This is a genomic window from Micromonospora humida, assembly GCF_016901255.1.
GTDB classification, from domain to species: domain Bacteria; phylum Actinomycetota; class Actinomycetes; order Mycobacteriales; family Micromonosporaceae; genus Micromonospora; species Micromonospora wenchangensis.
The window spans coordinates 30,074-43,943 of sequence record NZ_JAFEUC010000020.1; the positions used below are offsets into that span (position 1 = coordinate 30,074).

11 protein-coding genes and 1 pseudogene are annotated in these 13,870 nt (G+C 73.2%); 3 read left to right on the forward strand and 9 right to left on the reverse strand.

What is annotated here, in order from left to right; genetic code table 11:
• Positions 1–22: 22 nt before the first annotated feature.
• The 7 genes and pseudogenes from JQX11_RS29705 to JQX11_RS29735 form a co-directional block, all read right to left on the reverse strand.
• Complete coding sequence (locus JQX11_RS29705) at positions 23–1,270, reverse strand: hypothetical protein (RefSeq protein ID WP_204928237.1); 1,248 nt, start codon at positions 1,268–1,270, stop codon at positions 23–25.
• Positions 1,271–1,407: 137 nt separating this feature from the next.
• Positions 1,408–2,044, reverse strand: a pseudogene (locus JQX11_RS29710) (endonuclease V).
• A gap of 79 nt (positions 2,045–2,123) precedes the next feature.
• A complete protein-coding gene (locus tag JQX11_RS29715; RefSeq protein WP_204928238.1) occupies positions 2,124–2,321 on the reverse strand; it encodes a hypothetical protein in 198 nt (65 codons plus the stop codon).
• 9 nt (positions 2,322–2,330) lie between these two features.
• Positions 2,331–2,630, reverse strand: coding sequence for a hypothetical protein (locus JQX11_RS29720; RefSeq protein WP_204928239.1), 300 nt, complete (start codon positions 2,628–2,630; stop codon positions 2,331–2,333).
• Positions 2,602–6,633 carry a toxin glutamine deamidase domain-containing protein gene (locus tag JQX11_RS29725; protein WP_204928240.1) on the reverse strand — a complete coding sequence of 1,344 codons (4,032 nt, stop codon included), beginning with the start codon at positions 6,631–6,633 and terminating at the stop codon, positions 2,602–2,604. The genes JQX11_RS29720 and JQX11_RS29725 overlap by 29 nt, the downstream gene beginning before the upstream one ends.
• Before the next feature lie 15 nt (positions 6,634–6,648).
• The gene (locus JQX11_RS29730; protein WP_204928241.1) at positions 6,649–6,993 is read right to left on the reverse strand and encodes a hypothetical protein; all 345 of its coding nucleotides are present in this window, start codon (positions 6,991–6,993) and stop codon (positions 6,649–6,651) included.
• Positions 6,986–7,417 (reverse strand): YbaB/EbfC family nucleoid-associated protein, encoded by a 432-nt coding sequence (locus tag JQX11_RS29735; protein ID WP_232378853.1) that lies wholly within the window; start codon positions 7,415–7,417, stop codon positions 6,986–6,988. The genes JQX11_RS29730 and JQX11_RS29735 overlap by 8 nt, the downstream gene beginning before the upstream one ends.
• A gap of 73 nt (positions 7,418–7,490) precedes the next feature.
• Between JQX11_RS29735 and JQX11_RS29740 the strand changes: the two genes are divergently transcribed.
• Entirely contained in the window at positions 7,491–8,714 is a 1,224-nt protein-coding gene (locus JQX11_RS29740) for an SUKH-3 domain-containing protein (RefSeq protein WP_204928243.1), read from the forward strand.
• Between the two features lie 17 nt (positions 8,715–8,731).
• On the opposite strand, the gene JQX11_RS29745 is transcribed toward JQX11_RS29740, so the two are convergent.
• On the reverse strand, positions 8,732–10,171 hold the full coding sequence (locus JQX11_RS29745) for an aldehyde dehydrogenase family protein (RefSeq protein WP_204928244.1): 1,440 nt from the start codon (positions 10,169–10,171) through the stop codon (positions 8,732–8,734).
• Positions 10,172–10,313: 142 nt separating this feature from the next.
• Here JQX11_RS29745 and JQX11_RS29750 point away from each other — a divergent pair, with 142 nt between their 5' ends.
• Both JQX11_RS29750 and gabT read left to right on the forward strand, forming a co-directional pair.
• A complete protein-coding gene (locus JQX11_RS29750) occupies positions 10,314–11,750 on the forward strand; it encodes a gamma-aminobutyraldehyde dehydrogenase (protein WP_204928245.1) in 1,437 nt (478 codons plus the stop codon).
• Between the two features lie 28 nt (positions 11,751–11,778).
• Positions 11,779–13,086 carry a 4-aminobutyrate--2-oxoglutarate transaminase gene (gabT, locus tag JQX11_RS29755; protein ID WP_232378854.1) on the forward strand — a complete coding sequence of 436 codons (1,308 nt, stop codon included), beginning with the start codon at positions 11,779–11,781 and terminating at the stop codon, positions 13,084–13,086.
• A 27-nt stretch (positions 13,087–13,113) separates the two neighbouring features.
• Here the strand turns inward: gabT and JQX11_RS29760 are convergent, their stop codons facing one another.
• Positions 13,114–13,809: an RlpA-like double-psi beta-barrel domain-containing protein gene (locus tag JQX11_RS29760; protein ID WP_204928247.1), complete on the reverse strand. Its 696-nt coding sequence runs from the start codon at positions 13,807–13,809 to the stop codon at positions 13,114–13,116.
• Between the last annotated feature and the right edge of the window lie 61 nt (positions 13,810–13,870).

Sequence of the window (13,870 nt, forward strand, 5' to 3'; positions counted from 1 at the left end):
GAGCGGTGGCGTCCGTCCCCTCCTAGCCGGGGAGCTCGGGCATGATCGTCGTCGCTTCGCCGCCGGTGGCGGGCGGTGACGCCGGCCGGCCCGGTGCGGGCGGGGCTGCCGGCGGCGGGGTCGGGGTGGCGGCCGGCGGGCTCGGGGCGGCAGCCGGCGGGCTCGGCGCGGCAGCCGGCGGGCTCGGCGCGGAGACCGGGGTGGGGGGCGCGGAGACCGGGGTGGGGGGCGCGGAGACCGGGCCGCCCTGGGCGGGTGGGGCAGCCGCCGGGCGGCTGCCGTACACCCCACCGGCCGGGCGCGGGGTGGGCGTCACCGTCGGATAGGCGGCCGGTGCCCCGTACAGGCCACCCGGGCGGGCGGACGCGGACGGCTGCGGCTGCCCGTACACCTGACCGGCGGGGGCCGGGGTCGGAGCCGCCACCGCGCCGCCGGAGCGGTAGGTGGTCGGGCCGGGGTTGCGGGGTTGCGGCAGGACCGGAAGGTCGACCGGGTCGGCGGCACGGCCCTGGTCGACCGCGGCCCGGTCGGCGCGGGACCGGAAGATCAGCAGGGCGATGAGCCCGGCACCAAGGATCACCAGGGCGATGCCGGCAAACATGGTCATGGATCCTCCGGAGGTCTCTGCGGCGGCGGTACCGGCCGGGCCGGCCGCCGGGGCGGCGAGCGCGGCCCCGGTGGTCGCCGCCGTCGGGGCGGGCGCGGGCGTGGTCGCCTCGGGGGTGGGGGTGGGCTTCCTGGTCGGGGTGGGGCTCGGCGTCGGGGAGCCGGCGGCCCGTCCGCCGACCCGGGACGTGTCGGCGCCCCGCCCGATCAGCCGGCTGACCGTGGTCGTCGCCTCACCGACCACGTCCAGCCGGCCCGCCGGTGCCCCGGCGAGGAACGCCACCCGGTAGCGGACGGTGCTGCTCTTTCCCCTGCACAACGGTGGACCCGCCGACGAGGTACGGGAGACCTGGAGCACGCCGCCGCCACCGCTGACGGGCACAGTGGACCATCGCCCCCCGACACTCACCTCTACCCGAACCTGGTCCGCGCCAACCCCGGCCAGGCTCAACCCCAGCGCGGTCCGCAGCAGCACACACCCGTCGGTGCGTTTGCGCACCTCGATCGCGACGCCGCCCGGGGAACCACCGGCGGAGAAGCCCCCCGAGGCCCGCACCCGTACCCGGTCCCCGTCCGCGTGGGCGGGGAGCGCACCGAGGGTCACCAGCCCGGCGAGCAGCGCACCGACGGTCGCCACCCGCGCCGCCTGCCGACGCACGGACATCTCCCACCCCCTCCGCCCCGGCGGGGGCCGCCGGCCAGGTTACTACCAGCGCGACAGTGCGCCCGGTGACAGAGCGCCCCGCCTGTGGGCCGCGTTACCCCTCGACCCGACCGCCCGGGTCGGCCGGCCCGCGCCCCTCAGCCGGCGGTATGGGCCGGGCCGGTGGCAGCGGCGAGGGTCTCGCGGCAGAGCCGGTCGGCGGTGCGGGTGGTCTCCGGCAGCCGGAACCGTGGGGTCAACGCGAGCACCTGCGCGACGGCGTTGTCCAGTCCCATCCGGTGCCCGACGCTGACGAACACCGGCTTCACCCCGTCCCGGGTACGCAGCACCCGGCCGACCACCTCACCGGCGTCGACCAGCTCGGCGGCGTCCCCCCGGCGCGGACCCGGCCCGGTCCAGCCGCCGACCAGCGGGGTCTTGCCCACCCCGATCGCGGGGAGCCCGGTCACCACGCCCAGGTGGCAGGCCAACCCGAAGCGACGCGGATGGGCCAGCCCCGTGCCCGTCGCAGACCAGCAGCTCGGGGCGGGTGGTCAGCCGGTCCAGGGCGGCGAGCAGGGCGGGCAGCTCACGGAAGGCGAACAGCCCCGGCACGTACCCGAACGCGGGCCGGCCCACGCTGACCGCGTGATCCACCACCGTCAGGGTCGCGGTGTCGAGCACGGTCACCGCCGCAGCGAGGAGGTCGCCGTCCGGCGCGTACGCCACGTCGAGGCCGGCCACCGTCGCGGGCCGACGCGGACCCGGCCCGACCAGGTCCACCCGGGATCGCAACCGGTCCTGTACGGCCACCGCCTCGGCGACCGTCAACCCGGGCGACCCGGCGTCCCCGTGCTCCGGCCGTCCCGCGGTCTCAGCCGGGCTCACCGTCGCGTCCACCCTCCTTCTTCTTGTCGAAAGCACCGAAGGCTATGGCGAAGGCAATGCCGATGGAGATCCCGAACGCCACACCGACAGCGTCCCGGAACATGATCAGCCCGATGACGATGCCGATGGCCATGCCCGACACCCAGGCGCTCGTCTGACGCTTCTTGGCAGCAGGGTCCGTCATCGCCCCACCCTAATCGGCGTCCTCCACGGCCGCCTGAGCGAAAATTCGTCCGATGGCCTCGACGTCCGGGAGCGTCTGCCCGCCCGAGACGTCCATCGCGGCACGATCGGCAACCGACCGGTCGACTTCGCGGTACCGCCCGAAATTGCGATGGTCATCGAGAAAGCGCGTGACAAGGTCCGGGTTGTACGTCCACGAACGGCGTCGGTGATCCCACAACAGGGCGTGCCCCATGGCCGGGTCGACCACGAAGATGCCGACCGGCTCAGCCGTTTCGGCGCTACGGAACAGAACGTAGTAGGTCAGCAATCGGAGGCTCCAATTGAGGTTCCAACTCGGGAGAAACGGGGAAGTCCTGCGCGGTCAGGCCGAACCGTGCCGCGACGTCGGTGAAGCCTGAGCCCTCCACCCGGAGCGCCTCAAGAAACGACCGCCAGACACTGCGGTTGAGGTGTAGCCACCTGGCGAAGCTGGCATCCTTCGCAGGGAAGGACTCCGCGAGCCGAGCGGGGACCTCGGCGGGCATCCCGTGCCGACGGTTTATCGACAACATCTCGAGGAACGCCTCGACACGTCGCAGCGGCGACTGGGTCGTACGACGCAGCACCTCGTACGCGTGATGGGTCTCCAACCATGCGGCCCGGGATGAACGGCTGTGCACCTGCAACTCGAAGAGCTGGCCCTCCGGGGAACGGACGGTGCAGTTGAAACCGTAGAACCGGTTGCCGGCACGCCAGAAATTCTTGCAGGAATTCCCGTCGACGGCGAATCCGGCACCGTTCAACTCCGCAAGGGTCCTGCGCACCGCCGGCTCGTAACACTCCGCCTGTGACAGGACGAGGCAGAACCTGAGGACGTCGTTGACCTCCGTACCGAAATCCTCCACCGAGATGCCGACCGCACTTGCCTCGTCGAGGAACTTACGCGCGAGCGACGCCTCACCTTTCACCCGGAACTCCCGGTCGGACAGCGCGACGGCATCGTCGGCCCCCAGCGCCCCGGCCACCCGGGCGGCGAGCCGATCGAGGGCACTCTCCACCGCGTCGGCCGCCACCGTCGCCCGCTCATGAATGCTGTGCAGCACGTTGCGCTCGTGGGCGGACAGTTGGGCCATCACCCCGGCAGGGTCCGCATCCCGACCACTCGGCACCGGCACCACGTTCCCAATGTCCGGCGCACCACCAGGCCCGTCGAGGAGGTGGACGCGGTTGAGATAGGGGTCGCCGTAGCCCTGCTCGTCGTCCGGCACCGCAGGGTGGTCGGGCAGGTCGGGACGGACGCTGAACCGTCCCCGCGCCAGCCCGCCCAACGGCATCGGTCGGCCGTCCCCGCCGAGGATCAGCGCGTCGATGCCGACGACGTTGTCAGGTCGCCGCCGGCCCGTGTGTCCGTAGAGCGGACGGTCGTGCACCGTGCCCGCCTGTGGGTCGAGATAGAGCACCGTGCCGTTCTGGTTGAGCGCCACCCAGGCGTGCGAACCGCCGTTCTCCCACTCGGTGATCAGGAAGGCGTAGCTACCGTGGCCGCCGAGGACGAGTTGGTCACGCAGGTTGCGGTAGCCGCGCTCGACCGACGTACGCAGGGCTGCCGGGCCCGGCCGGACACCCTCGTCGACAGCGAACAGCTTCTGGAACCGCCCGCCGGTGACCTCCTCCACCCGGCCGGGTCCACCGATCTCACCGTTGACCGGACGCCGGACGTCGCCCTGCAGGTAGCCGTCGAACGTACGGGGTGCGGCCACCCTGGGCCGGCCGTGCAACCACGTCTCGTAGAAGGACAGGGTGCAGTCCAGGCAGTTGATGCCCCGGGTCGGATCGGCCTGCGGGCCCCCGTCGTTGGTCAGCGCGAACCAGCCGCCCTGCCGGGGGTCGGCGGTACGCACGACGCCGCCGTCCGCAGTGCGGGGCATCTGCCGTTCGAGGTCGGTCTGGTGCAGCGCGAGGGGAGGGCGCAGCCCGCCGAACTCCCCGTACCGGCGGGAACGGTCGATGGGCGGTGGATCGTCGTCGCCGGTCAGCGCCGACCTGTCCCCCGTCTCGACCCCACCACCGGCCAGCTCGGCCACATCGTCGTTGATGCGGCGGAAGTCGGCAGAGTCAGCTACGAACACCACATCCGGGACCACCCGACCTGAGCGGATCTCTTCCGCTAGGTCACGGTGGCGGTTGGCGTCATGCTCTGCCTGACGGGCAATTCCCCGGAGCCAGTTAGTTAGGGCCGACCGGCCCTCACGGTGGAGTTCGAACGCCTGGCGGGCAGCACGTCTGGCCACCGTCTCGCGCCTACGGGCTGCCTCTCCCTGGCGGGACGAAGCGTCGGTGCGTCGCCGATCCTCGAACCAGTGTCGCTGGGCCTCGAAGTAGCCCTGATAGCGGCGACGGTCGAGCGCCTCCCGTTCGGCTGCCCATTTCGCGGCGTACCACCGGGGAGTTCTCGGGCGGGGTGGCTCGTCGTCCGGATCTGGTGCCAGAGGAGTCGGCTCGGTGGGCGGCGGGACCACGGGCCGAGGGGCCAGCGCCTCCAGGAGCGGGAACCGCCTGTCGCCCTGCCGCCCGTCATCGCGGTCGGCTACGCCGGGCGACCTCTCCCGGGCGGCCTGCGGGGTGTCCGGTGCGCCGCCGTGGGTCGGGAGCCCTGTCGTCGGTGCCGGCCTCACCGACCCACCGGGTGCCTGGCCCAGCGGAGCGCCGGCCGTCAAAGCGGCCGACGTGGTGCGTCCAGGAGAGGGGTCTGCGGTAGGTGACACCGCAGCGGTTGCCGTCGGTGCTCCGCCCGCTGTCGTCACGCTCCCGGGCGGGTTGCCCTGCCCGGAGTCGGGCCCGGGCGGTGCGGTGACCGCCGCGTTCGTCGACACCACCTCAGCGACTCGACCTGCCGTCAGCGGGGAGGTCACCTGATCGGCGGCGACCGAGGACAGGGTGGGGCTGGACGGCGTCGACTCGGCCACGATCGACGCCGGAGCCGCGCCCGTGACGTGGTCGACCCCGGGTGCCGGTGGGGCCGGGGGCGTCACCGTGCCCGCTCCCGCCTGCCCGTCCACCATCCCGACGGCAGCAGCGGCCCGGCCGGGATCGGGCGGCACCCACGGATCGCGGGGCGACGGCGTCTCGACGGCAGTGCCTGGGTCGGCACCGGCCAGGACGGTGGGGCCGGACGATGTCGCCGGTCCCGGCGCGGAAGCGTCAGCGGCCGGCCGGGCCGGAGCATCGCCGGCCGGGGCCGCCTGCTCAACGCCGGCCGCCACCGGCGACGGTGGGACGGGGAAGGCCGCTGACACCTGCGTGGCGTCGGCCAACGAGTGCAGCCGCCCGTCGAGGCGGGCGTGCAGCGCGGCGTCCGCCTGCGCGGTCGCCGAACCGCTGACCCCGGAGACGGCCGCCCGGGCCGCGTCCTCCGGCGACAACGCTCCCTGGCCGGTGGCCAGCCCCGCCGCGCCCTCCGCGAGCACCTCACCGGTCATCTCCCGGCCCAGGTGCTCACCGACCCGGGCACCCCGCCCGGTGGCGTGCCGCCCCAGCCCGGCCAGTGGTGCGACCGCACCACCGGCCAGCCCACCGAGCGTCGACGCACCGAGATCGGCGAGGTCGAGGCCGTGCCGGCGATCGGTGGAGTTCTGGTACGCCTGCGTCGCGAGGTTGACGCCGCCCTCCTGTCCCGCCTCGAACAGGCCCCCTTTGACCGCCCGCTTGCCGAGCCCACGCATCCCGTCCCGGGCCACCTCTTTGGCGGCCCGCTCGCCCGCCTCCTTGAGGCCCTCTCGGAGCGCCTTCTTGGCCAGTTGCGCCATCAGCCGGCGGAAGATCTGCTGGATGACCAGCCGACTGGCGGTGACCGCCGCACCAGCCGCCGGTGAGGCGGCCCCGGCGGTGAGTGCGGCGGCGACGGCGAGCGCGAGCAGCTCCACGACCAGGAGGCCGAGTTCGATCCACACCTCGAGCTTGGCGGCCTCGATGTCGCAGCCGCACTCCTCGACCAGGCGGCCCAGGTCGGTACTGACTGCGAGCAGCACCGTCAACGGGGCATCGTCGCCGTCGGCGAGCCGTCGCCAGGCCACCTCGAACGCCTCCGGGACCGCGCCGGCTGCGCCGTATCCGCCGCGTACCTCGGTGGCGGCGGCGATCGCGTCGGCACGGGGGCCGGCCAGCGCGCCCGCCACGGCGTACCACCGGTCGGCGAGGTCCCAGACGGCGCGTTCGTTTCCCTCCGGCCACTCCACGCCGACCACCCAGTCGAGCGCCTCGTAGGCCCAGCCCGGCAGGTCCCAGGGGCTGTAGTCGAGGGGGTGCGGGATCGGGCTCGGCAGCACGGTCACGGCTTACCCCGCAGGTCAGTGCCGACGGTCACGAGGGTCAGCCACCCGGTCGAAGCGCCGGCCGCTGGCCGCGTCGGTCCGTAGGTTGGCGTCGACCGAGGTGACCACGTCGGTGCCGAGCCCCTCCAACGATCGGCCGAGCCCGGCCCAGGCACGCAGCAGGGTCTCCTCGTGGGACCGGTAGCTTTTCTCGAAGGCCGCGCCTATGTCGTCCCGACCCCATGGGCGGGGTGCGCTGGCCGCCGTGATCTCCGCACCGAGGGTGACGCGGCGGGCCGACACCGACTCACCGGCCAGGTGCAGGTCGGCGCCACCACGCCGGGCCCGGGCCGGGTCGAGCCAGAGTTGCCCCTCACCCATGCCGTTCGTCCTCCCGCCGGAGCACCGCGTCGGCCCGCCCGAACAGTGCGCCGAAGTCGCCCGTACGCAGGAACTCCACCGACCCCGAGCCGGCCGGCAGATGGGCGACGACCAACTCCTGGGTGGCCGTGGCCGCCCGGGCGCAGGCCCGGTGCACCGTCATAGTGATCTTGCGGCTGAGCGCATTGTGATCGCGGTCGTGGTAGACCTCGCCGGCGAGCTCCACCGAGATCAGCTCGCCACGGGCACCCACCGTGGCGGTGACCTGGCCGTCGTCCGACCGCTCCGTGACCCGCAATGCCGCCAGTTCGGTGCGCAGGTCGTCCACACCGGACCGTAACCGCTGGTACTGGCCGTACACCTCGTCGAACCGTGCCCGGAGCGCCTGGTTCGCGTCCCGGTCCACCCTTTCGGCCAACGCCATCCTCCCCCGTCACCGTCAGTCAGGCGAACCATACCGGGCGCCACGATCCCGTGGTGTCCGGTAGTTTCGGGCCGTGATCGATCGACGACAGGCCGAGCAGCTCGCCGACGTGTGGGCCCGACGGGACTCGCAGCGCCTCGGCTACGAGTGCCGGCCCACGCTCGACGAGTTCGACCTGGGCTACGTGATCCGGTCGACCGTCGACCGCGCCGTCGACACGAACCCCGGTGACCTACCGACCACCGTCGTCGACAAGCAGACCGGCGAGGTCACCACCTGGCCCCGGGTGCCGGCGGCGGTGGTGCAGCAGATGTACCGGCGCAGCCGCCCCACCGGCACCCCGGCACCCCGCACCGTCGACCCGGCCAGCCTGCTGCTGCGCGAGATCCGGCGGCTGCCGACGCCCGGCACCGTGGCGCATCTGACCGTCGAGGGCCGCACCTACCTCGGTCACGGCGTCAAGGGCGACGTGGCGGTGCGGCACCACCCACTGGTCCGGGCCTACCTGGACGAACTGCCCCCGGGGCACCTGGTGCGCGGCGGCGACCGGCACGCCGAGATGGTCGTCGTGTCGGACGTCCTGCACGAGTACGACCACCGCCGCGCCGCCGCCGGCCAGCCCCCGCTGACCATGCGCGAGGCGGAGTCGCTGCTGCTGGCGACCGGGATGGACGTGTTCCTGGCCCGCGAGCCGGGTGATCCGCAGGCCGGCCCGGCGGAACGCCCGTGCGACTCCTGCCTCAATTTCCTGGTGCACTTCGCGGTCCTCGGCTGGTCTGAACTCGCATTCACCCAGCAGTGGCAGCCGGAGCCCGCGACAGCCCCTGAAGCTGACCGATTCGCCGCAGAGGTTGCTCACGCTCTGGTCGAAGGGGGCTGGGAACCAACCCCTGGCGACGAGGCGCTGGCGCGAATGGCAATTCTCGAAGCCCGCGAGTTGTGCCCCGGGCATCCCGAGCTTCCTGCCGCGCTGGACGCCTTGAGCCGCTTTCCCTCGTTGGGGAGCAGTCGGCGAGGTCCCGGGCAGCAGGTGTGGATCTCCCGGTTCTCCGTCGATCCGGTGCACGCCGCGTACACCGCCGACACCTTGGCGGACTTCGGTGCCGTGCTCGGCGTGCGGCTCTTCCCGATCGGCGCGGGGCATCCGGACGCGATCCTGGCCGTGGACGACCACGGCCGGGTCTTCGCGCTGGACCAGGCGGGCGAGTGGTTCCTCGGCGACGACATCGACGCCGCGCTGACCACCCTGCTGCTCGGCCTCGCCCCGCCCCGGGTCCGGGACGACGGCACCTGGTGACGAGGGAGGCGCCGGGGCTACAGCGGCATCCCGGTCAGCACCAGCACCCTCGGCTCGGTGTAGTCGTCCATCGCCGACCGCACGCCCTCCCGGCCGACGCCGCTGCCCTTGACGCCCCCGTACGGCATCTGGTCGGCCCGGTACGACGGCACGTCGCCGACGATCACCCCGCCCACCTCCAGCACCCGCGCGGCGGTGAACGCCACGTCGAGCCGGTGGGTGAACACGCCGGCCTGCAACCCGTACGCCGAGTCGTTGACGGCGGCGAACGCGGCGTCGTCGGTCTCCACCGACGCCACCACCAGCACCGGCCCGAAGACCTCCTCCGCGCAGACCTTCGCCGACGGCGGCACCCCGGTCAGCACGGTGGGTGGATAGCTGGCGCCGTCGCGGCGGCCCCCGACCTCGACGGTGGCCCCGGCGGCGACGGCCTCGTCGATCCACGTCTCGACCCGACGGGCGGCCTCGACGGAGACCAGCGGCCCGACGTCGGTCGACTCGGCGGTCGGGTCGCCGGTGCGCAGCGACCGCACGGCGGCGACCAGCCGGGGCAGGAAGTCGGCGTAGCGTCGTTCGTGCACGAGGACCCGTTGCACCGCGATGCAGGACTGCCCGGCCTGGTAGTTGCCGAAGGTGGCGATCCGTCGGGCGGCGAGATCCAGGTCGGCGTCGGACGACCAGTCGGCGCAGATCACCGCCGCCGCGTTGCCGCCGAGTTCCAGGGTGACGTGCTTGTCCGGCACCTGACGGCGGATCAGCGCCCCGACCGGCCCGGAGCCGGTGAACGACACCACCGGCAGCCGGGGGTCGTCGACCAGGACGGCGGTGCGGTCGTTGGGCAGCGGCAGCACCGACACCATGCCGGCCGGCAGGTCCGTGCCGGCGAGGATCTCCCCGAGCAGCAGCGCGGACAGCGGTGTCGCCGGGGCCGGCTTCACGATGATCGGCGCACCGACCGCGAGGGCCGGGGCGACCTTGTGGGCCACCAGGTTGAGCGGGAAGTTGAACGGGGTGATGCCGAGCACCGGCCCCCGGGGCACCCGCCGGACCAGGGCGATCCGGCCGGTCGCGGCGGCGTCGGTGTCGAGCCGCTGCAACTCGCCGGAGAACCGTCGGGCCTCCTCGGCCGCCCAGCGGAACGTGGACACCGCCCGGCCCACCTCGGCCCGCGCCCAGGTGACCGGCTTGCCGTTCTCGGCGGTGATCAGGTCGGCCACCTCGGCCGCCCGTGCGGCGAGTTCCCGGGACACGTGGTCCAGGGCCGCCGCCCGGACGTGCGCGGGCAGCGTCGCGGCCTCCGCCGCCACCCGGGCCGCCGCGGCGACGGCGGCTTCGACCTGGTCGGGCGTGGCCCAGCTGGTACGCCCCACCACCCGACCGTCGTACGGGTGGGTCACGGTCACCTCGTCGTCGCCGTGGACGGCCCGACCGGCGACCCAGCACGCTCTCGGTTCCACGTCGGCAGCGTAGACGACAGGCAGTCACACGGAAACAGTCGCCCAAGCCCTTGTCTGCCGCGAATTCAGTAGCCAAGATGGCAGTCAGACTGCGATTACGTCCGCTGACTCCACTCCCAGCCACCCCTGGAGAGACCTCACCATGAGCGACCAGCAGCAGCTACGCAACTTCGTCGACGGCGCGTACGTCGACCCGGTGGACGGCGGTCACGCCGACCTGATCGACCCCTGCACCGGTGACGTCTTCGCCCAGGCCCCCGTCTCCGGCGCGGCCGACGTGGACGCGGCGATGCGGGCCGCCGCGACCGCCTTCGAGACCTGGCGGGACACCACCCCGGCCGAGCGGCAGCGGGCGCTGTTGAAACTCGCCGACGCGGTGGAGTCCCGGGCGGCCGAACTGGTCGACGCGGAGGTGCGCAACACCGGCAAGCCGCGCCAGCTCACCGCCGAGGAGGAGCTGCCACCGGCGGTGGACCAGTTCCGGTTCTTCGCCGGGGCGGCCCGGCTGCTGGAGGGCCGCTCTGCCGGGGAGTACCTGGCAGGGCACACCTCGTACGTGCGGCGGGAGCCGATCGGCGTCTGCGCGCAGGTCACCCCGTGGAACTACCCGCTGATGATGGCGGTGTGGAAGATCGCCCCGGCGCTGGCGGCCGGCAACACGGTGGTGCTGAAGCCGTCGGACACCACGCCGGTGTCGACGCTGCTGCTGGCCGAGATCGCCGCCGAGTTCCTCCCACCCGGGGTGTTCAACGTGGTCTGTGGCGACCGGGACACCGGCCGTACCCTGGTGGCGCATCCGACGCCGCAGCTCGTGTCGATCACCGGCTCGACCCGGGCGGGCATGGAGGTCGCCTCGGCCGCCGCACCGGACCTCAAGCGGACCCACCTGGAGCTGGGCGGCAAGGCCCCGGTGGTGGTCTTCGACGACGCGGACGTGGCGGCGGCGGCCGAGGCGATCGCGACGGGCGGCTACTTCAACGCAGGCCAGGACTGCACCGCGGCGACCCGGGTGCTTACCGGTCCCGGCGTGCACGACGACTTCGTGGCCGCCCTCACCGAGCAGGCCCGCAACACGCGCACCGGGGCCCCGGACGACGCCGACGTGCTCTACGGCCCGCTGAACAACGCCAACCAGCTCGCCCGGGTCAGCGGCTTCGTCGACCGGCTGCCCGACCACGCCGATCTGCACACCGGTGGCGCACGGGTGGGCGGGCGCGGCTACTTCTACTCCCCCACCGTGGTCTCCGGGGTACGCCAGGCCGACGAGATCATCCAGCAGGAGGTGTTCGGCCCGGTCATCACCGTGCAGCGGTTCACCGACGAGGACGAGGCGGTGCGCTGGGCCAACGGCGTCGACTACGGTCTGTCCGCCTCGGTCTGGACGCGTGACCACGGCCGGGCGATGCGGATGACCCGCCGGCTCGACTTCGGCTGCGTCTGGGTGAACACCCACATCCCGTTCGTGTCGGAGATGCCGCACGGCGGTTTCAAGCACTCCGGGCACGGCAAGGACCTGTCGGTCTACAGCCTGGAGGACTACACCCGGATCAAGCACGTCATGCACCACATCGAGGGCTGATCCCGTGAGCGCGAGGAGTGAGCCGGGTTTGCGAGCCCCGCAGTCGCGAACAGAAGACAGCCCAGCGGTTTCCAGTGCGGAGCTGCACCGGCGGCGGGGTGCCGCCGTGGCCCGGGGCGTCGGCAGCGTGATCGACTCCTACGTGGACACCGCCAGCGGCGGCACGATCGTCGACGTCGACGGGCGGGAGTGGATCGACTTCGCCGCCGGCATCGCGGTCACCAGCGTCGGCAACGCCGCCCCGCGCGTTGTCGAGGCGGTACGTGCCCAGGTCGAACGGTTCACCCACACCTGCTTCATGGTCGCGCCGTACGAGTCGTACGTGGCGGTCTGCGAGCAGCTCAACGCGCTGACCCCGGGCACCTTCGCGAAGCGGTCGGCGCTGTTCAACTCGGGTGCCGAGGCGGTGGAGAACGCGGTGAAGATCGCCCGGCACGCCACCGGACGGCAGGCCGTGGTGGTCTTCGAGCACGCCTACCACGGCCGGACCAACCTGACCATGGCGTTGACCGCGAAGAACATGCCGTACAAGCACCGGTTCGGGCCGTTCGCCGGGGAGATCCACCGGGTGCCGATGTCGTACCCGCTGCGCGACGGCGGGCTGTCCGGGGCGCAGGCGGCGGCGCGGGCGATCGAGCTGGTGGACAAGCAGGTCGGGGCGGAGAACGTGGCCGCGCTGCTGATCGAACCGATCCAGGGCGAGGGTGGTTTCGTCGTACCGGCGACGGGTTTCCTGCCGGCGTTGCGCGAGTGGGCGACGGCGGCCGGGGCGGTGTTCGTCGCCGACGAGATCCAGACCGGCTTCTGCCGCACCGGCGACTGGTTCGCCTGCGACCACGAGGGCGTGGTGCCGGATCTGGTCACCCTGGCCAAGGGCATCGCCGGTGGCCTGCCGTTGGCGGCGGTGACCGGCCGGGCGGAGCTGATGGACGCGGTGCACGTCGGCGGTCTCGGCGGCACCTACGGCGGCAACCCGATCGCCTGTGCGGCGGCCCTGGCCAGCATCGCCACGATGCGGGAACTGGACCTGGCCGCCGCCGCGCGACGGATCGGGTCGGTGCTCGCCGACCGGCTGCGGGCGATCGCCGCCCGCGATCCCCGGATCGCCGAGGTACGCGGCCGGGGCGCGATGCTGGCCGTGGAGCTGGTCCGGCCGGGCGGCCTGGTTCCCGACCCGGCCGCCGCCGGCGCCGTCTCGGCGGCCTGCCACGCCGCCGGCCTGCTCACCCTCACCTGCGGCACCTACGGCAACGTGCTGCGGTTCCTGCCGCCGCTGGTGATCTCCGACGACGAGTTGGCCCGTGGGCTGGACATCCTGGACGCCGCCTTCGGCTGACGTCCACGCCCCTGACCGCCGGTACGCTCAGCGCACCAGCTCGACGAGGTTGCGCCGGATCAGGTTCTTGCCCGGCTCCCGCAGCAGCTCCATCGCGGCGGCGTTGAGCAGCACGCAACTGCCCGACGGCCCGCTCACCGACACCGTCGCCACCTTCCCGTTGTCCAGGTTCGTCACCCGCAACCGTGTCCCCACCGGGAACCGGTCACTCGTCGCGGCAGGCGCACCGGCCTCGGCGGAGAACGTGACCGGGCCGCTGCACGCGGTGGGCCCGGCCGCCACACCGGTCGCCGGTGGTGTCGGCCGCTGGGTCACCGGAGGCTGGGCGGCACCGGGCCGGGTCTCACCGGGAGCCGGGGCTGCCGGCACGTCGGCACCGACCCGCTCGACCACGTTGCGCCGGATCACGTTCTTGCCCGGCTCCCGGACCAGCTCCATCGCGGCGGCGTTGAGCAGCACGCAACTACCCGACGGCCCGCTCACCGACACCGTCGCCACCTTCCCGTTGTCCAGGTTCGTCACCCGCAACCGTGTCCCCACCGGGAACCGGTCACTCGTCGCGGCAGGCGCACCGGCCTCGGCGGAGAACGTGACCGGGCCGGAGCAGATGCTCGGCCGGGCGGACGTGGTGTCGGCGAACCCGAATCCGGTCCCCACCGCGACCACCGCCGTGGCGACCACCGCCACCCCCGCCGCCAGTACGTGCTTACGCTGCACCTTCACCACGCCTCCCGTCGTCGCCGTTGCCTGCACCGCCTGGTACGTCCCGAACCCGCCCCCCGTT

Bases quoted from the DNA above. Each gene is read 5' to 3' on its own strand.
- JQX11_RS29730 (WP_204928241.1), bottom strand. From the start codon at position 6,993: ATGGGTGAGGGGCAACTCTGGCTCGACCCGGCCCGGGCCCGGCGTGGT.
- JQX11_RS29705 (WP_204928237.1), bottom strand. From the start codon at position 1,270: ATGTCCGTGCGTCGGCAGGCGGCGCGGGTGGCGACCGTCGGTGCGCTG.
- JQX11_RS29715 (WP_204928238.1), bottom strand. From the start codon at position 2,321: ATGACGGACCCTGCTGCCAAGAAGCGTCAGACGAGCGCCTGGGTGTCG.
- JQX11_RS29735 (WP_232378853.1), bottom strand. From the start codon at position 7,417: ATGGCGTTGGCCGAAAGGGTGGACCGGGACGCGAACCAGGCGCTCCGG.
- JQX11_RS29750 (WP_204928245.1), top strand. From the start codon at position 10,314: ATGAGCGACCAGCAGCAGCTACGCAACTTCGTCGACGGCGCGTACGTC.